Origin of the sequence: Amycolatopsis sp. NPDC049159 (assembly GCF_040648295.1) — a bacterium.
GTDB lineage: Bacteria > Actinomycetota > Actinomycetes > Mycobacteriales > Pseudonocardiaceae > Amycolatopsis > Amycolatopsis pretoriensis_A.
Genome location: NZ_JBEZDL010000026.1, coordinates 1 through 22,108 on the forward strand (window position 1 = coordinate 1; position 22,108 = coordinate 22,108).

17 protein-coding genes and 1 pseudogene are annotated in these 22,108 nt (G+C 73.2%); 4 read left to right on the forward strand and 14 right to left on the reverse strand.

Annotated features, from left to right (window positions below):
• The 6 genes and pseudogenes from AB0B33_RS38390 to AB0B33_RS38415 all read right to left on the reverse strand — a co-directional run.
• Nucleotides 1-230 (reverse strand): annotated as a pseudogene (locus AB0B33_RS38390) (hypothetical protein); the annotation flags it as partial.
• Nucleotides 231-397: 167 nt separating this feature from the next.
• Nucleotides 398-1,507: a glutamate 5-kinase gene (proB, locus tag AB0B33_RS38395; protein ID WP_360781305.1), complete on the reverse strand. Its 1,110-nt coding sequence runs from the start codon at nucleotides 1,505-1,507 to the stop codon at nucleotides 398-400.
• Nucleotides 1,504-2,958: a GTPase ObgE gene (gene obgE, locus AB0B33_RS38400; protein WP_247020697.1), complete on the reverse strand. Its 1,455-nt coding sequence runs from the start codon at nucleotides 2,956-2,958 to the stop codon at nucleotides 1,504-1,506. The genes proB and obgE overlap by 4 nt, the downstream gene beginning before the upstream one ends.
• A 106-nt stretch (nucleotides 2,959-3,064) precedes the next feature.
• Nucleotides 3,065-3,325, reverse strand: coding sequence for a 50S ribosomal protein L27 (gene rpmA, locus AB0B33_RS38405; protein ID WP_247020695.1), 261 nt, complete (start codon nucleotides 3,323-3,325; stop codon nucleotides 3,065-3,067).
• Between the two features lie 41 nt (nucleotides 3,326-3,366).
• Complete coding sequence (gene rplU / locus AB0B33_RS38410) at nucleotides 3,367-3,681, reverse strand: 50S ribosomal protein L21 (protein WP_003067132.1); 315 nt, start codon at nucleotides 3,679-3,681, stop codon at nucleotides 3,367-3,369.
• Between the two features lie 163 nt (nucleotides 3,682-3,844).
• The gene (locus tag AB0B33_RS38415) at nucleotides 3,845-7,009 is read right to left on the reverse strand and encodes an Rne/Rng family ribonuclease (RefSeq protein WP_360781308.1); all 3,165 of its coding nucleotides are present in this window, start codon (nucleotides 7,007-7,009) and stop codon (nucleotides 3,845-3,847) included.
• A 537-nt stretch (nucleotides 7,010-7,546) separates the two neighbouring features.
• Here AB0B33_RS38415 and AB0B33_RS38420 point away from each other — a divergent pair.
• Nucleotides 7,547-8,974 (forward strand): S8 family serine peptidase, encoded by a 1,428-nt coding sequence (locus tag AB0B33_RS38420; protein WP_247020691.1) that lies wholly within the window; start codon nucleotides 7,547-7,549, stop codon nucleotides 8,972-8,974.
• Between the two features lie 20 nt (nucleotides 8,975-8,994).
• On the opposite strand, the gene AB0B33_RS38425 is transcribed toward AB0B33_RS38420, so the two are convergent.
• The 7 genes from AB0B33_RS38425 to AB0B33_RS38455 all read right to left on the reverse strand — a co-directional run bounded on the left by AB0B33_RS38425 (nucleotide 8,995) and on the right by AB0B33_RS38455 (nucleotide 18,046).
• A complete protein-coding gene (locus AB0B33_RS38425) occupies nucleotides 8,995-9,825 on the reverse strand; it encodes an ABC transporter permease (protein WP_247020689.1) in 831 nt (276 codons plus the stop codon).
• Nucleotides 9,825-10,631 carry an ABC transporter permease gene (locus AB0B33_RS38430; RefSeq protein WP_360781310.1) on the reverse strand — a complete coding sequence of 269 codons (807 nt, stop codon included), beginning with the start codon at nucleotides 10,629-10,631 and terminating at the stop codon, nucleotides 9,825-9,827. The genes AB0B33_RS38425 and AB0B33_RS38430 overlap by 1 nt, the downstream gene beginning before the upstream one ends.
• 250 nt (nucleotides 10,632-10,881) lie before the next feature.
• Nucleotides 10,882-11,826: an ABC transporter ATP-binding protein gene (locus AB0B33_RS38435; RefSeq protein ID WP_360781312.1), complete on the reverse strand. Its 945-nt coding sequence runs from the start codon at nucleotides 11,824-11,826 to the stop codon at nucleotides 10,882-10,884.
• A gap of 41 nt (nucleotides 11,827-11,867) precedes the next feature.
• On the reverse strand, nucleotides 11,868-15,146 hold the full coding sequence (locus tag AB0B33_RS38440; RefSeq protein ID WP_360781485.1) for a phosphodiester glycosidase family protein: 3,279 nt from the start codon (nucleotides 15,144-15,146) through the stop codon (nucleotides 11,868-11,870).
• Nucleotides 15,147-15,272: 126 nt separating this feature from the next.
• Nucleotides 15,273-15,977, reverse strand: a complete 705-nt coding sequence (locus AB0B33_RS38445; RefSeq protein ID WP_360781314.1) for a maleylpyruvate isomerase family mycothiol-dependent enzyme — start codon at nucleotides 15,975-15,977, stop codon at nucleotides 15,273-15,275.
• 52 nt (nucleotides 15,978-16,029) lie between these two features.
• Nucleotides 16,030-16,440 (reverse strand): nucleoside-diphosphate kinase, encoded by a 411-nt coding sequence (gene ndk / locus AB0B33_RS38450; protein WP_247020679.1) that lies wholly within the window; start codon nucleotides 16,438-16,440, stop codon nucleotides 16,030-16,032.
• A gap of 58 nt (nucleotides 16,441-16,498) precedes the next feature.
• Complete coding sequence (locus tag AB0B33_RS38455; RefSeq protein WP_360781316.1) at nucleotides 16,499-18,046, reverse strand: alkaline phosphatase D family protein; 1,548 nt, start codon at nucleotides 18,044-18,046, stop codon at nucleotides 16,499-16,501.
• A 123-nt stretch (nucleotides 18,047-18,169) separates the two neighbouring features.
• Between AB0B33_RS38455 and AB0B33_RS38460 the strand changes: the two genes are divergently transcribed.
• Complete coding sequence (locus tag AB0B33_RS38460; protein WP_360781318.1) at nucleotides 18,170-20,533, forward strand: penicillin acylase family protein; 2,364 nt, start codon at nucleotides 18,170-18,172, stop codon at nucleotides 20,531-20,533.
• Between the two features lie 21 nt (nucleotides 20,534-20,554).
• Here AB0B33_RS38460 and AB0B33_RS38465 read toward each other — a convergent pair whose 3' ends face one another.
• The gene (locus AB0B33_RS38465; protein ID WP_360781320.1) at nucleotides 20,555-21,124 is read right to left on the reverse strand and encodes a TetR family transcriptional regulator; all 570 of its coding nucleotides are present in this window, start codon (nucleotides 21,122-21,124) and stop codon (nucleotides 20,555-20,557) included.
• 88 nt (nucleotides 21,125-21,212) lie between these two features.
• On the opposite strand from AB0B33_RS38465, the gene AB0B33_RS38470 reads away from it, so the two are divergent.
• Together AB0B33_RS38470 and AB0B33_RS38475 are read left to right on the forward strand one after the other, a co-directional pair.
• On the forward strand, nucleotides 21,213-21,947 hold the full coding sequence (locus AB0B33_RS38470; RefSeq protein ID WP_360781322.1) for an NAD-dependent epimerase/dehydratase family protein: 735 nt from the start codon (nucleotides 21,213-21,215) through the stop codon (nucleotides 21,945-21,947).
• Nucleotides 21,935-22,105: a hypothetical protein gene (locus tag AB0B33_RS38475; protein WP_360781324.1), complete on the forward strand. Its 171-nt coding sequence runs from the start codon at nucleotides 21,935-21,937 to the stop codon at nucleotides 22,103-22,105. The genes AB0B33_RS38470 and AB0B33_RS38475 overlap by 13 nt, the downstream gene beginning before the upstream one ends.
• Nucleotides 22,106-22,108: the final 3 nt, after the last annotated feature.

Sequence of the window (22,108 nt, forward strand, 5' to 3'; positions counted from 1 at the left end):
CCTCCCCCCCGCCCCCCCGCTCCGGCCCGGCGGCCCGGCGGCTCGGTGGGCAGGTGGCTCGGTGGCCCGGCGGCCCGGCGGCCCGGCGGCTCGGTGGGCAGGTGGCTCGGTGGCCCGGCGGCCCGGCGGCCCGGCGGCTCGGTGGGCAGGTGGCTCGACGGCCCGGCGGGCGGCAGCCCCGCGGGGATCCGGTGGGCGGCGCTGGGGCATGAAAGCGAGACCTGCCGCATGGGCCAGCTGCGTTGAAGCAGCTCAGCGGCCAGGCGACTTGATCGGGCGGCGGCCCCGCCCCGACGGGCGGGCAGGCCAGGCAAGCTCGGTCGGCAGCGCAGGCGGGCGAGGCAGGTGCTGGAGCACCCAGCGGTGAGACCGGCCGACCGCGGCGCGAGCGAGCTGGCTAGCGGCGCAGCGGGACCAGGTCGTCCGCGTGGACTACCTCGCGGCGTTGTTCCTCCGGCAGTTCCGGGGTGGAGCGGCCGATCAGGTCCGGGAGTTCCGTTGCGTCGAACGCCACCACGCCGCGGGCGATGGCTCGGTCCTTTGCGTCCACCAGGTCCACCACGTCGCCGGCCTGGAAGTCGCCGTCCACGCCTGTTATGCCTGCTGCCAGCAGGGAGCGGCGGCGGCGGACCACCGCTGTCACCGCGCCGTCGTCGAGGCGGAGTTTGCCCGTTGTGTCCGCTGCGTAGCCCAGCCAAAAGCGGCGGGCCGACAGGCGGGTGTCCGCCGGGGCGAAGGCCGTGCCGGGGGAAGCCGTTGTCAGGGCTGCGGAAGCTTCCGAGGCTGCCGCCAGGAGGACGGGGATGCCCGCGCCCGCCGCAGTGCGGGCCGCGGCGAGTTTTGAGACCATGCCGCCCGTTCCCAGGCCGGAGCTGGACATGCCGACCGAGATTCCGTCCACATCGGACTCCGACAGGACCTCGGTCAGCTTGCGGGTCGCGCCGTCGCGGGGGTCGCCGTCGTAGAGGCCGTCCACATCGGACAGGAGGAGAAGCGCGTCCGCGCCGATCAGGTGGGCCACCAGTGCCGCCAGGCGGTCGTTGTCGCCGAAGCGGATTTCCTCGGTGGCCACCGTGTCGTTCTCGTTGACCACCGGGACCGCGCCCAGGGCCAGCAGCCGGGAGAACGTGCGCTGCGCGTTGCGGTAGTGGGAGCGGCGGACGACGTCGTCGGACGTCAGCAGCACCTGGCCGACCGTCAGCGAATACCGACCGAACGATTCGGCGTACGCGTGCGCCAGCGCCAGCTGGCCGACGCTCGCCGCCGCCTGCTGGGTCGCCAGGTCGCGGGGGCGCTTGCCGAGCGAGAGCGGGGCCAGGCCGGCGCCGATCGCGCCCGAGGAGACCAGGACGATCTGGGTGTCGCGGGCGACGCGCTCGGCGATCGCGTCGACCAGCGCGTCCAGGCGGACGACGTCGAGGCCGCTGCCCGCGGTGGTCAGCGCCGACGAACCGACCTTGACCACCAGGCGGCGTGCCGCCGCGATGGCCTGCCGTGTGCCACTCACTCGTCGGCGTCCAGGTCGTCGAACTCGCCCGTGCCCTCGCGCCGGATGCGGCGGGCTTCCTTGCGCTCGGAAGCGCCGATGCGGTCGGTGCGCTCCAGCCGGACGTCGGTGCCGCGCCCGGACAGGTGGACCGCGACGCTCGGCGTCGACGGCTCCCACTCGAACTGGACGTCGCCGATCGTGACCGGGCTGCCGGGCTTCGCGCCGAGCTTCGCCAGCTGGTCCTCGACGCCGAGGCGGTCCAGCCGGTCGGCGAGGTAGCCGACGGCCTCGTCGTTGGCGAAGTCGGTTTGGCGGATCCAGCGCTCCGGCCGGGAGCCGCGCACGATGAACGCGCCCTCTTCCTCCGGGTCGACCTCGACGGTGAACCCGGAGTCGTCGACGGCGAGCGGCCGCAGGACGATCTTCTCCGGCTCCAGCACCGGCTGCGCCTCGCGGTACTCCTCGACGACCGCCGCGAGCGCGAAGGTCAGCTCCCGCAGGCCCTTGCGGGACGCCGTCGAGACCTCGAACACCCGCAGGCCGCGGGCTTCCAGCTCCGGCCGGACGAACTCGGCGAGCTCGGCGGCTTCGGGGACGTCGATCTTGTTGAGGACGACGACGCGCGGGCGCTCCTCGAGCTTCCCACCCAGGCTCGGCGTGTACTTCGCGAGCTCCGCCTCCAGCGCGTCCACATCGGACAGCGGGTCGCGGCCGGGTTCGAGCGTGGCGCAGTCGACGACGTGCACCAGCACCGCGCAGCGCTCGATGTGGCGGAGGAAGTCGAGGCCGAGGCCCTTGCCCTCGGACGCGCCGGGGATCAGGCCGGGCACGTCGGCCATCGTGAAGACCGTGTCGCCGCCGGTGATGACACCGAGGTTCGGCACCAGCGTGGTGAACGGGTAGTCGGCGATCTTCGGCTTGGCCGCGGACAGCACCGAGATCAGCGACGACTTGCCGGCGGACGGGAAGCCGAGCAGGCCGACGTCGGCGACCGAGCGCAGCTCCAGCGTGAGGTCACGGCTCTCGCCCGGCTCGCCGAGCAGCGCGAACCCGGGTGCCTTGCGGGCCTTCGACGACAGCGACGCGTTGCCGAGGCCGCCGCGGCCGCCCTGGGCGGCGACGAACGTGGTGCCCGGACCGATCAGGTCGGCGACCAGCTCGCCGTCGTCGGTGAACACGACGGTGCCGGACGGCACCTTCATCACCAGCGACTCCCCCGCCGCGCCCGCGCGGTTGCCGCCCTGGCCCATCTTGCCGCTGCCCGCCTTGGCGTGCGGGCGGAAGTGGAAGTCGAGCAGCGTGTGCACGTTCGGGTCGACGACCAGCAGGACGTCGCCGCCGTTGCCGCCGTTGCCGCCGTCCGGGCCGCCGAGGGGCTTGAACTTCTCGCGGTGCACCGAGGCGCAGCCGTTCCCACCGTCACCGGCGGTCAGGTGGATCACCGCGCGGTCCACGAACCGGGACGCCATGACTTGCCTCTTTCACTCGCGAGAAGGGGATATACAAAACAAACGAGGGGTGGCACCGGATATTCCGGTCCCACCCCTCGTCAGAGGTCCAACGACGACCGAAGGCTCAGGCCTCGGCCGGCACCACGATGTTGACCGTCTTGCGGCCACGCTTCTCGCCGAACTGGACCGCACCGGCGGCCAGGGCGAACAGCGTGTCGTCGCCGCCACGGCCGACGTTCACGCCGGGGTGGAACTTGGTGCCGCGCTGGCGGATGAGGATCTCGCCCGCGTTGACTTCCTGGCCGCCGAAGCGCTTGACGCCGAGGCGCTGCGCGTTCGAGTCACGACCGTTGCGGGAGCTGGACGCACCCTTCTTGTGAGCCATGGCTCAGCCCTCTTTCTGAAAAAAGCAGATCCGGAAAGTTCTTACAGGGAGATGGCGGTGACCTCGACGCGGGTCAGCTTCTGCCGGTGACCCTGACGCTTGTGGTAGCCCGTCTTGTTCTTGAACTTGTGGATCCGGATCTTCGGACCCTTGGTCTGCTCGACGACCTTGCCGGTGACCGAGACCTTCGCCAGCGCGTCGGCGTCCGTGGTGACATCGCCACCGTCGACGTACAAAACGGCGGGGAGGATGTGCTCGGTGCCCGGCTCGCCCTCGAGCTTCTCGACCTCGACGACGTCGCCGACGGCCACCTTGTACTGCTTGCCGCCGGTCTTGACGATCGCGTACGCCGACACGGAAGTCTCCTGCATTACTCGACAATGGGTGGGGGCCCGCGCGATCGGCCCACCCGAAACTGAAGGCGGTCCGGCACTCGCGCAGCGACCTGCTCTGGTGGCAGGCCGTACTACAGGTTACGTGGGGTGCCCCGGTGCGTTACCACCGGGGTCCCCTAGTTGTTCAACTGCTCTGGTCCGAGGCGTGCACCGGCGGGCCCGCGGGCCGCGACGCCGCCCGGCGCGGACGGCGCCGGGTGGAACGCACGGCCGGCTCGGGCACGCTGACCTCGGGTTCGGCGACCGGCTCGGCGGCCTCCGAAGACTCGTTGACCGGCTCTTCGGCCGGTTCCGGGGCCGAAGAGCGCTCGACCACCGGCTCCTCGTCCTGCGGCACCGGGACCTCGTCCGCCTCGGTGGTCACCGGGGTGCCGGCGACCTCCTGAGCGGGCTCGACCGGCCGCTCGGCCGCCACCGGCGCCTCGTCCGCCTCCGTGGTGGCCGGGACGTCCGCGACCTCCTTGGCGGGCTCCGGGACGTGCCCGTTCTCGGCGCCGTGGTCGTGCTCCTTGACGACCTTCGAGGCGTTCGCCATCGCCGCCACCGCGGACGCGATCGACTCGCGCTGCTCCGGCGACGGGACGGCGTGGACCTCGGCCTTGGCGGCTTCGGCCTGCTCCTTGGCGGCCTCCTCGCCCTTGCCGCGGCCACGCGACCGGCGGGAGCTCTTCTCCCCGCCGCCACCGCCGCCGTTGCCACCGTTCCCGCCGTTGCCGTTGCCACCGTGGGAGTGGCCGGCCCCACCGCCGGTGCGCTGCACCTCGGTCGAGACGAGCACGCCCCGGCCCTTGCAGTGCTCGCACGGCGTGGAGAACGCCTCCAGCAGGCCGGTGCCGATCTTCTTGCGGGTCATCTGGACCAGGCCGAGCGAGGTGACCTCGGCGACCTGGTGGCGCGTGCGGTCGCGGCCGAGGCACTCGGTGAGGCGGCGCAGCACCAGCTCGCGGTTCGACTCGAGCACCATGTCGATGAAGTCGATGACGATGATGCCGCCGATGTCCCGCAGCCGGAGCTGGCGGACGATCTCCTCCGCCGACTCCAGGTTGTTGCGGGTCACCGTCTCCTCGAGGTTTCCACCCGATCCGGTGAACTTGCCGGTGTTGACGTCGATGACCGTCATCGCCTCGGTGCGGTCGATGACCAGGTAACCGCCGCTCGGCAGCCAGACCTTGCGGTCGAGCGCCTTGGTGATCTGCTCGTCGATCCGGTGGTCGGCGAACACGTCACCGGTGCCGGTGTAGCGCTTGACCCGCTCGGTCAGCTCCGGCGCGACGTGCCGGACGTAGTCGTTGATGGTTTCCCACGACCGGTTGCCCTGGATCTCCAGCTTGGCGAAGTCCTCGGTGAAGAGGTCACGCACGACCTTGACCAGCAGGTCGGGCTCTTCGTAGAGCATGGTCGGCGCGCCGCCCTTCTTGCCGGAACCGGCGGCGGCCTTCTCCTTGATGACGTCCCACTGCGCCTTCAGGCGGTCGACGTCGCGGCCCAGCTCCTCCTCGCCGATGCCCTCGGAGGCGGTGCGGATGATGACGCCCGCGTCCTCCGGGACGATCCGCTTGAGGATGTCCTTGAGCCGGCGGCGCTCGTTCTCCGGCAGCTTGCGGGAGATGCCGGTGGCGCCGCCCGCGGGCACGTAGACGAGGAAGCGGCCGGGCAGCGAGATCTGCGTGGTCAGCCGGGCGCCCTTGTGCCCGACCGGGTCCTTGGTGACCTGGACCAGCACGGAGTCGCCGGTGGACAGCGCCTGCTCGATCTTGCGGGCCTTGCCCTCCAGGCCGGCGGCGTCCCAGTCGACCTCGCCGGCGTAGAGCACGGCGTTGCGGCCGCGGCCGATGTCGATGAACGCGGCTTCCATGCTCGGCAGCACGTTCTGGACGCGGCCGAGGTAGACGTTGCCGACGATCGAGCCGGAGCCCGACTGCGTCACGAAGTGCTCGACCAGCACGCCGTCTTCGAGCACGCCGATCTGCGTCGAGTCGCCCTTCTCGGCGACGACCATCGTGCGCTCGACGGCCTCGCGGCGGGCGAGGAACTCGGCCTCGGACAGGATCGGGGCGCGGCGGCGGCCCGCCTCGCGGCCGTCGCGGCGGCGCTGGCGCTTGGCCTCCAGGCGGGTCGACCCGCGGACGCTGCGCACCTCGTCGCGCGCCGGGCGCTCGCGCTCGGCCTGCTCGGCCTTGGCCTGGCGGACGTGGGTGACCGTGTTGGGCGGGTCGTCGGTGGTCTCGGCGTCGTCGCCGTCCGAGCCCTTGCGGCGACGGCGGCGGCGACGGCGCTTGCTGCCGCCCTCGCCATCGTCGTCGCTGTCGGACTCCGCGGCCGGGCCGGCGGCTTCCTCGGCCTCTTCGGTGTCCGCTTCGGGCTTTTCGTCCGCGTTGCGGTTCCGGCGGCGCGGCTGCTCGTCGGCCTGGTCGTCGTCGTTTTCGGTGCCCTCGTCGCTGCCGTCGGCGCCCTTGCCGCGGCCCCGGCCACGACGGCCGCGGCGACGGCGACGGCGGCTGCCGGCGTCCTCGTCGTCATCGGCGTTCGCGTCGGTGGCGGGGGTGGTGTCCTCGGTCTCTTCCTCGACGGCCTCGGCCTCGTGGCGAGCTTCGCGGCGCGGCTCCGGGCGGGGCTCGGGCTCCGCGAACGGGTCGGCCGGCTTGCGCGCGGGCTTGACCGCGCGCTCGGACGGCTCCGGCGGCAGGAACACCGGCGACGGCGCGGCGAAGACCGGCAGGTGGGCGCGGGTCTTCTGGCGCGGGCGCGGCTTCTCGGCCTCGGCCGCGGGGACCTCGGGGGCCGGCGGGACCGCGGGGGCGGCCTCGCGGGTGCTGCCGGTGGCCTGGTCGGCGGACTGAGCCTGGCTGGTCGCGGCCTGGGCGGCCTCGCCGCGGCCACGGCTCACACGGCGGCCTCGGGCGGCGGTGACCTGGGTGGCGGGCTGGGCCTGGTCGGCGCCGTCGCGGGCGGGGCCCTGGTCGGCGGGCGGGGCCTGGTCGGCGTCGTCCCGGGCGGGCTGGCCTTCGGCGGCCGCGGCTTCCACGGGCACGTCGGCTGCCTGCTCACCTTCGGCCGAGGTGAAGGCTCCGGCCACCTTGAGCGCGACTTCCCTCGTCACGCTCGACTGCGCGCTGCGCACGCTTTCGCCCAGCTCGGTGAGCTTGACGAGGATGTCCCGGCTGTGCGACTCGAGCAGCTTGGCCAGCGCGTGCACCCGGATGCGGGGCGGCAGGTCGGCCAGTGGCCCGGTCGTGGGTGTGGCGGGATTCCCGCCGGTGTGCTCGGCGGGTGTTTCCGCGTTCGACATGTGTCTCCTCCGCCCCCGGGCGCGTCTGCCGATTCGCACCGGCAGGGACGCGGCCGCGCAGGGGCCCCTTTCTGTTCGTTCCGCCGTGGTGGTCACCAGCGGCGGGAATCCTGGCCCGACGACCGGGTGCCGCACCACCGCTTCCGGTGGGGCGCAACCCGGTCAAAGGTCTGCTCGGCGACGTGCGTGACGCACTCGCGGCCCCCGGGCCGCCCCGCCACGTCGTCCAGCCGCCCGGTTCACGGGCGGCGACGCGTCGCGGGAGTTCATGCGCATCACCGGGCCACAACACCGCAGGCAGCACCTCTCACGTGCGCCCCGCGGCCCAGCGGCCTCCCCGAGTATCCCACACCGGGTGACCACTCCGGTGTACTCGGTACCTCCCGCAGGCGTCCGGGCGCGCCGCGGGGGCCACCGGGCGGGCGAACTTGGCCGCAGCGCTTGTCCGCCGGGCACGGGGTGGCTACCGTGCGGCTCGGGGTGGCCGGATCGATCGCGCACCGGCACCCGCGGTACCTGCATCCGGTGGGAGGTCCGGTGTCCCTGCTGGCGCGGCCGCTGCGGGCGGCCGTGTGCACCGTCCTGGTGCTTTCGGGATGCGTCACCGCCGGTCCGGCGGTGGCCGACGAGCCCGGCTGCGCCCACGGACGGTCCCTGCGCTACGTCGTCGCCTTCGACCGCGGCACCGCCGAATCCTCGGCCCGCGGGCAGATCACCGGCGCGTGCGGCGCCACCACCGTCTACTACCCGCAGATCGCGGTGGCGATCGCCACCTCCGGCGACCCGGGCTTCGGCGAGCGGATCGGGCTCGACCGGGCGTTCAGCGCCCAGGCCGAGCGGCTGGCCGCGCAGCGCGCCACGGACCCGGTGAAACCCCAGCCGGCGCGGGCGGCGCTCCCCCGGACCGACCCCGCGAAGGTGCCCACGGCGGACCTGAGCGACCGGCAGTGGGACATGCGGATGATCAACGCGGGCCGGGCGCGCGGCTTCTCCGACGGCAGCCGCGACGTCGTCGTCGGCGTGCTCGACTCGGGCGTCGACCCGGACCACCCGGACCTCGCCGACGCGCTCGACCCGGCCGACTCGGCCGGCTGCCTGACCGGCGCCCCCGACCGCTCGCCCGCGGCGTGGGCGCCGACGACGTCGGTGCACGGGACGCACGTGGCGGGCATCATCGCCGCGGCCGATGACGGCAGAGGTGTGACGGGTGTGGCGCCCGGGGTGCGAGTGGCATCGGTGAAGGTGATCGACGACCGCGGGTACGCCGACCCCGAAGCCGCCGTGTGCGGGCTGATGTGGGCAGCCTCACGCCACATGCGCCTGACTAACAGCAGTTTCTTCGTGAACCCGTGGACGCTCTCGTGCATCCGCGGCAACGACCGCGGCGTCGTGCACGAGGCCCTGGCGCGCGCGGTGGAGTACAGCACTTCGGCGGGCACGTTGAACGTCGCGGCGGCGACGAACGAAGCCGTCGACCTCACGCCGTCGGCCCGGTCCGGCTCGCCCGGCGCGGGCAGCGGCTGCGAGGCCCTGCCGGCCGGGCTGCGGGACGTCGTCGCGGTGTCGGCCGTGGGTTCGGACCGGGTGAAGGCGGGCTACAGCTCGTACGGGCTCGGCGTGATCGATGTCACGGCGCCGGGTGGCGAGACGGGCGAGTGCGTCCTTTCGACCGTGCCGGGCGGGTACGCGCCGCTGTGCGGGACGTCGATGGCCGCGCCGCACGTCACCGGGGTGCTGGCGCTGCTGGCGTCGCGCGACCCCGGTGCCCGGCCGCGGCAGCTGCGGCGGACGCTCGACGCGCAGGCGACGCCGATGGCGTGCCCGGCCGACTACGACCTGACCGGAGATGGCACGCAAGACGCGTACTGCGCCGGGTACGAGGGGTTCAACGGGTTCTACGGGCACGGGATGGTGGACGCGCTGGCGGCCGCCGCACCGCGGGGACGGCCGGACCCGGCTCGCTGAGCGCCGCCGGCTTGCGGCCCTCAGGTCAGGAGCAGCTTCGCGATGCGGCGCGTCGACGCCCAGAGGCCCACTCCCCCCAGGACCAGCAGGTACGCCAGGTTGATCAGCATCGAGCCCGACAGCAGGCCCGTCGCCAGGCCGCGCATCAGCTCGATCGCATGGTAGAGCGGGAGGCAGCGGACCACCCACTGCAGCGGCTCCGGGTACACCGAGAGCGGGAAGAACGTCGTCGCGAACAGGAACATCGGGGTCAGGCCGAGCTGGATGTAGTCGAACTGGGCCGTCGAGCGCAGGAACGTCACCAGTGCCATGCCGATCGCCGAGAACGCCAGGCCGACCAGCAGGGCCGCCGGGATCATCAGCAGGGCCCACCACGACGCGAGCAGGCCCATCGCCGCCGCGATCGCCAGGAAGGCCACCGCGTAGAGGCCGCCGCGGGTGATCGCCCAGCCGATTTCGCCCAGTGCCACGTCCAGGGGGCCGATCGGGGTGGCCAGCAACGCGTCGTACAGCTTCGCGTAGCGCAGCTTGAAGAACAGGTTGTACGTCGATTCGAAGACGGCGCCGTTCATCGCCGACGTCGCCAGCAGCGCCGGGGCGACGAACGCGACGTAGCTCATCGGGTGCCCGTCCGGGCCGGGCACCTCGGTGACCAGCCTGCCGAAGCCGAGCTGGAACGCCAGCAGGTACAGGAACGGCTCGGCCGCACCGGACAGGAAGATCAGCCAGCTGCCGCGGTACACCATGACCGAGCGCTCGACGAGCATGCGCGCGCGGCCGGCGTACAGCCCGGGTGGCAGCACCCGCAGCAGCAGCCCGGCGCGGCGCGGTGGGGCCTGGACGCTCACCATCAGACCACCAGCCTCCGGTAGAAGGCCCGGTGCGCGAGCGCCCACCCGGCCGCGAACAACGCCGCCAGCACGGCGAAGTGGCCGAGCATCGCCCAGCCGCCGACCCCGCCGATGCTCAGGCCGCGGGCCAGCTGCGTGCCGTGCCACAGCGGGGAAAGCCAAGCCAGCCAGCGGATCGCGGCCGGCAGCTGGGTGATCGGGAAGAACGTGCCGCTGAACAGGGTCATCGGCATCACGACGAAGCGGAAGATCAGGCCGAACCGCTGGCCCTCGTCGAACGTCCGGGCCGCCAGCGCGGCCATCGGCGTGGTGCAGGCGAGCCCGGTGACGGTGCCCGCCAGGACCACCAGCAGCACCCCCGGGCCGGTCCAGGCGCCGAAGAACAGCGCGACGAACGCGTAGATCGCGCCCGCCAGCGTCAGCCGCAGGGCCGACCAGATCAGGTGGCCGCCGAACACCTGGCCCGGGGACACCGGGGTGGCCGTGACGGCCAGGTATTCCTTCTGCCACTTGAACCCCGACAGCACGGGGTAGCTCGATTCGCCGACGGCCTGCTGAGCGGCACCCGCGGCGAGCAGGGCCGGCGCGATGTACTGGAGGTAGGACAGGCCGCCGGTGACCGTGCCCGGCCGCACCTGCGAGCCGAAGCCGAGGCCCATGGCGGCGAGGAACAACACCGGTTGGAGCCCGGTGGAGTACAAAGTGGACACCCAGTGGCGGCGGTACCAGGTCCAGCGCCCTTCGACCTGCAGCCAGGCGCCGCGCCACTTGCCGACGACGCGGCCGGTGGATTCGATGGTGGTCACGGGCGCCACCCAGGAGCTGCGGGGCGGGGAGCCGGGTGAACCGCCGAGCGTCGCACACCGGTGCGGCTCGCGGCACGGGTCGGCGCACCGGAGAAGACGAGGCCGGCGGCCGAGCGTCGCACACCGGCACGGCTCACGGCTCGGGCCGAGCGGGCCGGCGAACCAGGAGTGACCGGGACGGGCGCCGGCCGCTCCGAGCGGCGCACACCGGTGCGGCTCGCGGCCGGGTGAGCCGGCGAAGGGGTTCCCATCAGTCCACCAGCGTCCGGCCGGTCAGCCTCAGGAACACGTCCTCCAGCGAACTCCGGCGCACCAGGCTCGACAGCGGGCGCACCCCGCGGGCGTGCGCGTGTTCCAGCGCCGCCTCGCCGTCGTCGCTGTACAGCAGCACCCGGTCCGGCAGGATCTCCACGCGCTCCGCCAGCCCGTCGACCTGCTGGGCCGCCGACGCCTGCTCCCCCGACGCGAACCGCAGCTCGACGACCTCGCGTGTCGAGTAGCGCTTGATCAGGGCCGCCGGTGAGCCCTCCGCCGCGATGCGGCCGTGGTCCATCACCACCAGCCTGTCGCAGAGCTGCTCGGCTTCGTCCATGTAGTGGGTCGTCACGATCAGCGTCGTGCCTTGCGCCTTGAGGCGGAACAGCCTGTCCCACAGCAGGTGCCTGGCCTGCGGGTCGAGGCCCGTCGTCGGCTCGTCGAGCAGCAGCAGCTCCGGGTCGTTGACCAGTGAGCGCGCGATCGTGAGCCGCCGCTTCATGCCGCCGGAGAGGGGGTCGACCTTGTCGTCGGCGCGGTCCGTCAGCTGCGCGAACTCCAGCAGTTCGTCGGCCTTGCGCCGGGCCGCCGCCCGCGAAAGGCCGAAGTAGCGGCCGTAGATCAGCAGGTTCTCCCGGACCGTCAGCTCCACGTCCAGGTTGTCCTGCTGCGGCACCACACCCAGGCGCGCGCGGATCCGCGGCCCGGCCACCTCCGGGTCGGCGCCCAGCACCCGCAGATCGCCGTCGGTGCGCGGGGACACGCACGCGATCATCCGCATGGTCGACGACTTCCCGGCGCCGTTGGGCCCGAGGAAGCCGAACGCCTCCCCGCGCCGCACCTCGACGTCGATCCCGCGCACGGCCTCGAACCCGCCGAAGCGCTTCACGAGCGCTTTGGCCTGCACCAGTGCCGGTTCCCGGTCCTCCGATTCGTCCACCCCCCGACCATACGAGCGGGCACCGACAAAAACCGAACGGATTAGCCGCGCACGGTCACGACCAGGGATTCGGTCACCCCGTTGACCGTCACCGACAGCCGCGCGACACCCGGCCGCAACGCCGTCAGCACGCCCGAAGCCGGGTCGAACGCGACGACGCCCCAGCCGACCGCCCAGTCCGCGCTCACCGGGTACGACACCGGCACGTCCCGCGTGCCCTGCCGGACCGAAGCGCGCACGACCGCGCGCTCACCGCGTGCCAGCGAGGAGGGCCCGGCCAGCGTCAGCGAGTCGACGTTCGGCCGCGTCTCGAAGCGCACCGGCTGGGCGCGGTCGGCCGGGTCGACGCGCAGCAGCGTCCAGCCGACGAACCCGCCGTCGCCCGGTGCCGCCGCGGGTGCCTTGCCCGAGTTGCCGTTGACCAGGTACGGCACGCCGTCCACCCGGGACAGCGAGAACACGCCGGCGTGCGAAGCCACCGAAGCGGCGGGCTTGCCGGTCGCCTGCTCGAACCCGGTCAGCCACCGGGTCAGCAGCGAGGCTTCCTTCCGGTCGCCGAGCTGCGAGTTCCCGGTCGGGCTGGGGTCCTCGACCGGGTGGTGCATGGCGACGACGACGCCGCGCACGGACCGGTCCGCGGCCGCCGAATCGAGTGCCGAGCGCAGCATCCGGACCTGGTCGAACCCGCCGGCGCGCAACGAACCCCGCGAGGAGTCCAGCAGCACCAGCCGGACGCCGTGCACGTCGACGACGCGGTGGGTCTCGCCGAAGACCGCCTGGAAGTTCGCGAGCCCGTTGCCCGCCTCGGCTTCGTGGTTGCCCGGCACGTAGTACCAGGGCACCTTGCCGTCCAGCTCGTCGGTGAGCACCTGGCGGGCCAGCGCGAAGTCGGGCGGCGTGCCCCGGTCCACGAAGTCGCCGTTGATCAGCACCAGGTCCGGCTTCGCCGCGACGGCTTCGCGCAGCGCGCGCCGGGCCTGGGCGACGAGCGGGCCCGCCGGGTCGTCGGCGGTGAACTGGGCGTCGCTGACCACCGCGACGCGCAGGCCGCCGGTCAGCACGCCGTCGGTGACCAGCGCGGGGTCGCGCGGGGCCGGGTCGGCGGGCACCGGGGTCGTCGGGGCCACCTCGAAGGTCAGGTCGTCGAACACCAGCCGGCCCTCGTACTGCTGGTCCGGCACGTTTTCGACGGCGTAGAAGCGCGCGAGGCGCTGGCCGTCGGGCAGCCCGGCCGGGACCGCGGCGGTGACGTACCGCCAGCCCGTCCAGTCCACGCTCAGCGAAAGGTCGACGACGGACGCCACGTTCGCGGCGTCGCGCAGCTCGGCCCGCAGCCACGCGCCCTTGCCGTCGCCGTTCACCCACAGCCCGATCTTCTGGGTGCCCGCCGGGACGGCCAGGGCGGCGGACGGCGTCACGTAAGCCGCGCGCGTGGCGTTCGTGCCGGTCAGCCGGTAGTCCAGGGCGAGACCGGCGCCGCCGTCACGCCCGGGCGCCGCCGACAGCGCCGCGCCGACGACCGCCGGGAACACCGTCGCCGTCCAGCCCGCCGGGCCGTCCAGCGGGGCGGCGATCCGGGGCACGGTGCCCACCGAAGCGGCCAGGTGCGTGGTGAAACCCGCGGCCGACGCGGTGATCGAGGTCGCCCCGGACGCGGTCAGCGCGGTCACCGCGTACCCGTCGCCCGAGGGCTCGACCCGCACGACCGAGTGGTCGTAATCGAGCTTGACGTCGTCGGGTTCCAGCCAGGTGCCGTAGCCGTCGGCGTCGTAGCCGTAGACCTTGAAGGTGCTCCGGGCGCCGGCGGCCGACAGCGCGACCTGCTCGGTGCTCGTGCCCAGCCGGACCGCCTTGCCCAGCACGGAAAGCGTCGTCTTCCCGGACGCGCGGCCGGACTTCGCGACGACGTCGACCGTGCCCGGGCCGTGGCCGGTGACGACCCCGCGCGTCACGGTCGCCCGCCGCGGGTCCGACGTGCTCCAGCGTGGCTCGGCGGCCACCGCGGCGCCGGTCTCGTCGTGGCCGTCGGCGACCAGGTGCCGGCTCAGGCCGGACAGCACGCGGTCCGCGCCGTCCGCCGTCACGGCGGGAGCGGGCGCGAAGCCGGTGAGCCTGCCGCTGCCCGGCACGGTCGTGAAGCCGATCCCGTTGGGCACCAGGCGTTCCCCGCCGTCGGACGGCGAGTTCCGGACGCTCGGCGCGGCTTCGCCCTCGTTGCGCGCCAGGAGCGTCGACGAGCCGCCGCCGTCGAGGTTGATCGCGTCGTCGGCGCCGAGGCTCTTCATGTGCCGGGCCAGTTCCAGCTCGGTGAGGCCGCGGCTGTCGGCCTGCCGTCCGTCCACAGTGGCCAGCCACAGCCGCCTGCCGTCGGCGGAGAACCCGACCGCGGTCCGCGGGTGCATGGCCACGTCGTCGACCGGCTGCACGACGCCGTCGCGGAGCAGGACTTCGTTGCCGCCCACGGCGACCGCGATCTTCCCGGCGTCCGACCTGGGTGCATACGTGACGCCGACCGGGTCACCCGGCTTGAGCGCGGCGAGCGCGTCCGCCCCGGCTTCGCGGGCCAGCAGCAGCGTCGTGCCCGCCGCGATCGGGCCGCTCGCGGGTTGTTCGCGCACGGCGGTGACGACGCCGTCGCGCAGCTCGACCTCGCGCACGCGCGACGCCCCGGCCACCGAGGTCGCGCGCCCGGAAGTGCCCCACAGCGGCGTGTAGACGCCGATCGCGTCGGTGCCGAGGACCGGGCTGTTGAAGTTCGTGGCCTTCGCCGCGCCACCCGGCAGCGTCACGGTGGCTTCGAGGAAGACCGAAGCCAGCCGCGCCTTGCCTTCGCCGGTGATCGACGCGGTGAGGTTGTGACCGGCGGCGGGCGCGGTCTGCAGCTGCCCGCGGTCGATGCCGACGCCGATCGGCGCGCCGGTGGCGTTGATGTCGAAGAAGTCGCCGTTGACGCCGGCGACCGCGCCCGTGCGCGCGATCTGCTGCGAAAGCGGCGTGCGCGCGGAAACCGTGCCGGGGCTGAGGTACGTGGGCCGCACGACCTTGCTGCCCAGGTCGACGGCGAGGGTGTCGCCGCGGATCCAGCCCGCCGGGTCGAACCGGTCGAACTGGGTGAGGTTCAGCCCGGGCGCGACCTCGGTGGTCGCGCTGCCGGTGACGAGCCCGTCGTCCGGGACCGCGGCGGCGAAGGCGGCCGGGCCCTGGCGGTCCGACGACGCGGCGGGCGCGGCCTCGACCGGCGGCGTGCCGAGCGGCGCCCGGAGCGGGTCGGCGTGGGCGGGAGCGGCGAACGCCGTCGCGACCAGGGCGACGAACGGCAACGCGACACGTGACTTCTTCACCGGGTACCCCAGTATCGAGTGAGAGTGGGCCGATTCAGCACAGCGCAGTGGCACGGCCGGGGGAAGGCTTCCCGGTGAACGCCGCCTGAATGGTCTAGAACACCATCAGGGCGTGAGGGCCGCGGCGAGCAGCGCGGCCGCGGCGTCGCCTTCGACGCGCGGGTCCGGGCCGGTGCGCTTCCACAGCCGCAGCAGGAGATCGCGGGCGGGCGCTTCGACGGACGCGCCGTCGGTGGCCGGGCCCAGCGCGGGCGGCTCGCCGGGGTGCACGGTCCAGACGTCACCGGTGTCGGTGGCGCGCAGGGAAACCGGGCCCGGCAGCTCGGGCACGGCGTGCCAGCGCGTCACGCGGGGCAGCATCGCGCCGAGGACTTCGTCGATGCCGTCCGCGGCCACGGCCGGGTCGAGGACGTACGCACTCCCGGCGTCGACCAGGTGGACGGCGGTTTCGTGCACCTGGCGGCGGAACCAGAACGCCTTCGTCTTTTCGGTGCCGCCGAAGTGCCAGCAGCGATCGCCCGGCTCGGCGGCGGAAAGCTCGTCGAGCAGCAGCCGCGCGCTTTCGGCGTACCACGACACGAGATCGGGCCCGGCTTCGAAGTCGTCGGGCTGCGGCTCACCCGTCCGGAGGACCGCGGCGACCCAGCGGTGCACGCTCCCGAGGTGCGCACCGAGGTCGGCGAGGGTCCAGTCGCCGCAATCGGGCACCTTCGCGGCCGGGTCGCCGGTGCGCAGGGCGTCGGCGAACGCGCCCGTCAGCTCCCGCAGCACGGGCAGGTAGTCGCGGGCGGGGAAGGGCATCGTGGTCATCGGCGCTCCGGGCGGGAACCGGGGCCACGCTCGCGCGCGGCCCCGGTGTCGATCACAGGTCGGGGAACCAGAGCTTCAGCTCGCGCTCGGCCGACTCCGGCGAGTCCGAGCCGTGCACCAGGTTGTACTGGGTCTCCAGCGCGAAGTCGCCGCGGATGGTGCCCGGGGTGGCCTTCTCGACCGGGTCGGTGCCGCCGGCCAGCTGGCGGAACGCGGCGATCGCGCGCGGGCCCTCGACGGCGAGCGCGACCAGCGGGCCCGACGTGATGAACTCCAGCAGCTCGCCGAAGAACGAACGCTCCTTGTGCTCGGCGTAGTGCTCCTCGGCCAGCGCCTGCGGCACGGTCCGCAGTTCGACGGCGACGAGGTTGAGGCCCTTGCGCTCGATCCGCGAGATGACCTCGCCGACGAGGCCGCGCGCGACGCCATCGGGCTTGACCAGGACCAGCGTGCGTTCAGTCACGACGGTGTTTCTCCTTGTTGCGGTTGCGTATCGGTGCGCGTGAGCGTAGCCGACCCTCTCAGCGGCCCTGCGCGTGCAGCTTCTTCGACCACAGCGAAGCCCCCGTGGCGTCGCGGAGGTCCACCGTGAGGTCGCCGCTCGCGCCGTCGACGTTCAGCTCGCCGAAGTGCTGGAAGCCGTCGATCGGGGCGGTGTTCGCGACCGGCGGGGCGTGCACGAAGACCGCTTCCGGGCCGAACGTCGGGTCGAGCTGGTTCGGGCCGAACGCGCCCGCGTTCAGCGGTCCGGACACGAACTCCCAGAAGGGGTCGAAGTCCGGGAAGGCCGCGCGGTCGGGCGAATAGTGGTGCGCCGCGGTGTAGTGGACGTCGGCGGTCAGCCAGACGACGTTGCGGACCCGGCGGCGCTGGATCTCCCGCAGCACCCAGGCCAGCTCGGTCTCGCGGCCGCCCGGCGCACCCGGCAGGTTGTTCGCCACCGCTTCGATGTCCTTGCCGTCGGGGACGACCAGGCCGAGCGGCATGTCCGCCTGGACGATCTTCCACGTCGCCGTGCTGCGCCCGAGCGCGTCGGCCAGCCAGCGGGCCTGCCGGTCGCCGAGGATGTAACCGGGCTTGGTCTGGTCCGCGGTGTTGGCGTTGCGGTAGGTCCGCATGTCCAGCACGAAGATCTCCACGCGCGAGCCGTAGCGGAAGCTGCGGTAGACGCGGCCGTCGACCGCCTGGCGGGCGTCGATCGGGTGCCACTCGTGAAACGCCTGGTACGCCCGCGGCGCGAGGACGTCGGTGCGCTTCTCGGTGTAGGCCGGGTTGTCGAGGACTTCGCCCGGGTACCAGTTGTTGGAGACTTCGTGGTCGTCCCACTGGATGTAGGCAGGCACCTGCGCGGCGAAGCGGCGGAAGTTCTCGTCGAGCCGGTTGTACGCGTGCTGGCCGCGGAACTCGTCGAGCGTCTCGGCGACCTTCGACTTCTCCGCCGTGACGACGTTGCGCCACGTCCGGCCGCCGGGCAGGGCCACGGTTTCGGTCAGCGGGCCGTCCGCGTACACCGTGTCGCCGCTGTGCAGGAAGAGGTCCGGGTGGCGGGCGGCCATCGCCGAGAAGATCGTCATCCCGCCCCGGTCCGGGTTGATGCCCCAGTTCTGGCCGACGACGTCGCCGGACCAGACGATCCGGGTGTCGCGGCGGCCCACCGGCGCCGTGGCGAACCGGCCGGTCAGCGGCTCGCTCGTGGCGCGCCCGTCGAGGGACTCCGCCGTCACGCGGTAGTGGTACTCCGTGCCGGGCCGCAGGGCGGCGACGCGGACCTGCCCGGTGCCCCCGGTGGCCGGGCCGGCGAGGGGGCCGGGCACCCGCCGGGCGTGCCGGAAGGACGGGTCGCGCGCGATCTCGACGGCGAGCCGCGACGGGCGGTCCGCGCGCGACCAGACGATCGCCGAGCCGGGGGTGACGTCGCCGGAGGAGACGCCGTGGGTCAGCACGGGCCGGTCGCGGCGGACGAGCGGGACCGCGGCGAAGGCCGTCGACGGCAGCACGAGCGTGGCGGCGGCGCCGGTGAGACCGGCCTTGAGCAGGGTGCGGCGGGAGTGGTGGGTCGGTTCGGTCATGCGCGGTTTCTATCCCGCCCCGGCCAACGCGGGTTTGCGCGCGGGTGAACGGATATCGGGGGTTTCCCCCATCCCCGGCGGTGCTCGCCGTCGGTAGCGTGGCGATCACGACAAGGGGGTCAGATGAGACCATTCAGGAAAACCCTGGCGGTTCTGACAGCGGCACTCACCGTCACCACACTGGGGACCGGCATCGCGGAAGCGGGCCAGGAAAGCGGCGGCAAGGCCGTCCTCCGCTACACCGAACACGGCATCCCGCACATCGTCGCGAAGGACTTCGCCGGCCTGGGCTACGGGTACGGCTTCGCGGCGGCGACCGACAACGTCTGCGAGCTCGCGAACATCTACCTGACGGTGAGCGCGCAGCGGTCGAAGTACCTGGGCCCGGGCGGCGACGGCTACCCGTCGTTGTCCGAGGCGGCGAACAACCTGCACAGCGACCTGTTCTTCCAACGGATCAACGACTCGGGGATCGTCGACAGGCTGGCCGCGCAGCCCGCGCCGCAGGGGCCGCGGCCCGAGGTCCGGCAGATCGTTTCCGGCTATGTGAAGGGCTTCAACGCCTTCCTGGCGCGCACCGGCAAATCCGGGATCTCGGACCCGGCGTGCCGCGGCGCGGACTGGGTCCGGCCCATCACCGAGCAGGACTTCTACCGGCACTTCTACGCCATCGCGATCACCGGCGGGCAGGGCGTGGTCACCGAAAGCCTGTTCACCGCACCGCCGTCCGGCACCACACCGGCGCCGGCCCCGGGCACCGCCGGGCAGCTCTCGGACCAGGTGCGCAAGGCGCTCGGCGGGACCGGGCTGGGCAGCAACGGCCTCGCGATCGGCGCGGACTCGACCGCGTCCGGCCGGGGCAGCGTGCTGCTCGGCAACCCGCACTACCCGTGGCACGACGGGCGGCGGTTCTGGCAGAGCCAGCTGACCATCCCGGGCCGGTTCGACGTCGCCGGCGCGAGCCTGCTCGGCATGCCGTTCGTCCAGATCGGGCACACCGCGGACGCGGCCTGGACGCACACGGTGTCCACGCCGGTCACGTTCGGCCTCTTCGAGGTGCCGCTGCAGGCGGGCGACCCGACGACCTACCTCGTCGACGGCAAGCCCGAGAAGATGACGTCGGCCGGCGTCACGGTCCAGGTGCGCCAGGCCGACGGCTCGGTGCAGCCGGTCCGGCAGACGTTCTGGTCGACGCGCTACGGCCCGGTGCTGGCCGACTTCCAGGGCATCCCGCTGCCGTGGACGACGAAGTCGGCGTACGCGGTGCGCGACGCCAACGCGACGAACCTGCGCGGGCTCAACACGTGGTTCGAGCTCGACCAGTCCCGCAGCACGGCCGACGTCGTCCGCGCGCTGAGCCGCACCCAGGGCGTCCCGTGGGTCAACACCATCGCCACCGACCGGGCGGGCAACGCGCTCTACGCCGACATCCAGGTGGTCCCGCACGTCACCGACGAGCAGGCGAAGGCGTGCGGCACCCCGTTGGGGCAGGGGACGTTCGAGCAGGTCGGACTGGCCATTTTGGACGGTTCGAAGTCCTCGTGCCAGTGGGGTTCCGATCCCGGCGCGCTCGAACCGGGCATCTTCGCGCCGTCGCGGCTGCCGCAGCAGCAAAGCCGTGACTACGAGCTGAACGCCAACGACAGCGCCTGGCTCGCGAACGCGAAAGCGCCGATCACCGGGTACCCGCACATCGTCGGGGACATCGGCACCGAACGCTCGCTGCGCACGCGGGAAGCGTTGCTCACGGCCGAAAAGGGCGGCTTCACGACCGAGTCGACGAAGAAGATGCTCTTCGCCGACCACAGCCTGTTCGCCGATCTGACGGCGGCGGAACTGGCGAAGCTGTGCGCATCCTTCCCGGGCGGGCAGGCGCCGTCGTCGTCGGGTCCGGTGGCGGTCGGTCCGGCGTGCACCGCGCTGGCGAACTGGGACCACACGTACACCCTGGACACCCGCGGCTCGTTGCTGTTCCAGCGGTTCGCCGCCCGGCTCGGCAGCGTGGACCGGTTCGTCGTGCCCTTCGACCCGAAGGCACCGCTGACCACGCCGAACACGCTCGACGTGGCGAACGCCGCCGTGCAGAAGGCGTTCGGCGACGCGCTGGTGGACCTGCGCACGGCCGGTCTCCCGCCGGACGCGAAGCTGCGGGACGGCCAAGCCGTCACCCGCAACGGCGAGCGCATCCCGATCCACGGCGGGCAGGGCTTCCTCGGCGTGCTGAACGTGATGACGCCGGTGTGGGACCCGGCGCGCGGCAACGTCGAGGTGGCGCACGGCTCGAGCTACATCCAGGTGGTCGGGTTCAGCGGGCACGCGTGCCCGGACTCGTCGACGCTGCTGACGTACTCGCAGTCGGCGAACCCGAAGTCGCCGTACTTCAGCGACCAGACGAAGCTCTACAGCCGCGGCGAGTGGGTGAAGGGACGCTTCTGCGAAGCCGACATCCTGCGCTCCCCCGCGCTGCGGATCGTCGTGCTGCGCTGAGCTGCCGGCGGAGGCGGGCGCTCAGCCGTCCGCCTCCGCCGCCAACGCGCGCAGATCGGCGAAGGCCTCGTCGAGGTGCTCGTCGAGACCGCGCGCGGATTCCCCGATCCACGCTGCGGCCGCGTGGTGGAAGGTGATCCAGCCGATGTGCGCGGCGAGCGCGGCCGGCCGGTCGGCGACTCCCCGCGCCCGCAGCGCCGCCGCCAGGGCGTCGCCCATCGCCGCGGCCTTGGCCAGATCGCGCTCCCGCAGCGCCGGGGTCGCCGCGATGACCGCGAGCCGCGGTTCGGCGAACGGCCGGTTGCCCTCGAGGATCCGCCCGGACTTCCGGAACGCGCGGATCAGGACTTCGAGGGGCGGCAGCCCGTCAGGCGCCTCGGCGACCGACTCGACCAGCTCCGCCCGCAGCGTGGCTTCGCCGTCGAAGAGCACTTCGCGCTTGTCCGGGAAGTGCCGGAAGAACGTGCGCTCGGTGACGCCGGCCCGGGCGGCGATCTCGGCCGTGGTGGTCTGGTCGAACCCGCGTTCGCGGTACAGCTCCAGCGCCGCCTGCTGAAGGCGGCGGCGCGCTTCTTCTCCGCTGCGTGGCACGACGTCAGCCTACCGGTAGCGACAGCGACTGACACTACGCGGTACAGTTCGTAGTGTCAGTCACTGTCGCTACCCGGGAGTTGTCCCCATGCACGTCTTCGTCACCGGCGGTTCCGGCCTCACCGGACCCGCCGTCGTCACCGAGCTGATCGCCGCCGGCCACACCGTCACCGGCCTCGCGCGCTCGGACGCTGCCGCCGCGCGGCTCGAGTCGCTGGGCGCCACCCCGCACCGGGGCTCGCTGGAGGACCTCGACAGCCTGCGCGCCGGCGCCGAAGCCGCGGACGCCGTGCTGCACATGGCCTTCGGCGGCGACTTCAGCGACCTGGCCGACATGACCCGCCGCGACCGCACCGCGATCGAGGCGCTCGGTGCGGTCCTGGTGGGTTCGGGCAAGCCGTTCGTGAGCACGTCCGGCACGCTGGTCATGCCCGCCGGGCGGGAGAGCACCGAGCGGGACGAGCCCGACGCGGCCGGGCTCGCCGCCTTCCGGATCGCGGGCGAGCGGGCCTGCCTGGACTTCGCCGGGCAGGGCGTGCGCGCGAGCGTGGTCCGGCTCGCGCCGACCGTCCACGGCCCCGGTGACCACGGGTTCATCGCCTGGCTCGTGGACACCGCGCGCAAGAGCGGGCAGTCGGCCTACGTCGGCGACGGCACCAACCGGTGGCCCGCGGTGCACCGGCTCGACGCGCGGTCGTCTTCCGGCTGGCCCTGGAGAGCGCTCCGGCGGGCAGCGTGCTGCACGCGACCGCCGAGAACGTGCCGTTCCGGAGCATCGCGGAGACGGTCGGGCACGGGCTCGGCCTGCCCGTGGTCTCGCTGACCCCGGACGAGGCCGCCGGCCATTTCGTCAGCCCGTTCATCGCCCGGGCCTACGGGCTCGACGCGCCCGTCTCCAGCGCGCTCACGCGCGAGCTGCTCGGCTGGTCACCCCGCCACGCGTCGCTGCTCGACGACGTCGCGAACGGCGACTACCTGTAGACG

Excerpts from the sequence above, each read along its gene's own strand:
- AB0B33_RS38460 (WP_360781318.1), top strand. The coding sequence starts at position 18,170 with ATGAGACCATTCAGGAAAACCCTGGCGGTTCTGACAGCGGCACTCACC.
- AB0B33_RS38425 (WP_247020689.1), bottom strand. The coding sequence starts at position 9,825 with ATGGTGAGCGTCCAGGCCCCACCGCGCCGCGCCGGGCTGCTGCTGCGG.
- AB0B33_RS38470 (WP_360781322.1), top strand. The coding sequence starts at position 21,213 with ATGCACGTCTTCGTCACCGGCGGTTCCGGCCTCACCGGACCCGCCGTC.
- AB0B33_RS38455 (WP_360781316.1), bottom strand. The coding sequence starts at position 18,046 with ATGACCGAACCGACCCACCACTCCCGCCGCACCCTGCTCAAGGCCGGT.
- AB0B33_RS38445 (WP_360781314.1), bottom strand. The coding sequence starts at position 15,977 with ATGACCACGATGCCCTTCCCCGCCCGCGACTACCTGCCCGTGCTGCGG.
- rpmA (WP_247020695.1), bottom strand. The coding sequence starts at position 3,325 with ATGGCTCACAAGAAGGGTGCGTCCAGCTCCCGCAACGGTCGTGACTCG.
- obgE (WP_247020697.1), bottom strand. The coding sequence starts at position 2,958 with ATGGCGTCCCGGTTCGTGGACCGCGCGGTGATCCACCTGACCGCCGGT.
- AB0B33_RS38415 (WP_360781308.1), bottom strand. The coding sequence starts at position 7,009 with ATGTCGAACGCGGAAACACCCGCCGAGCACACCGGCGGGAATCCCGCC.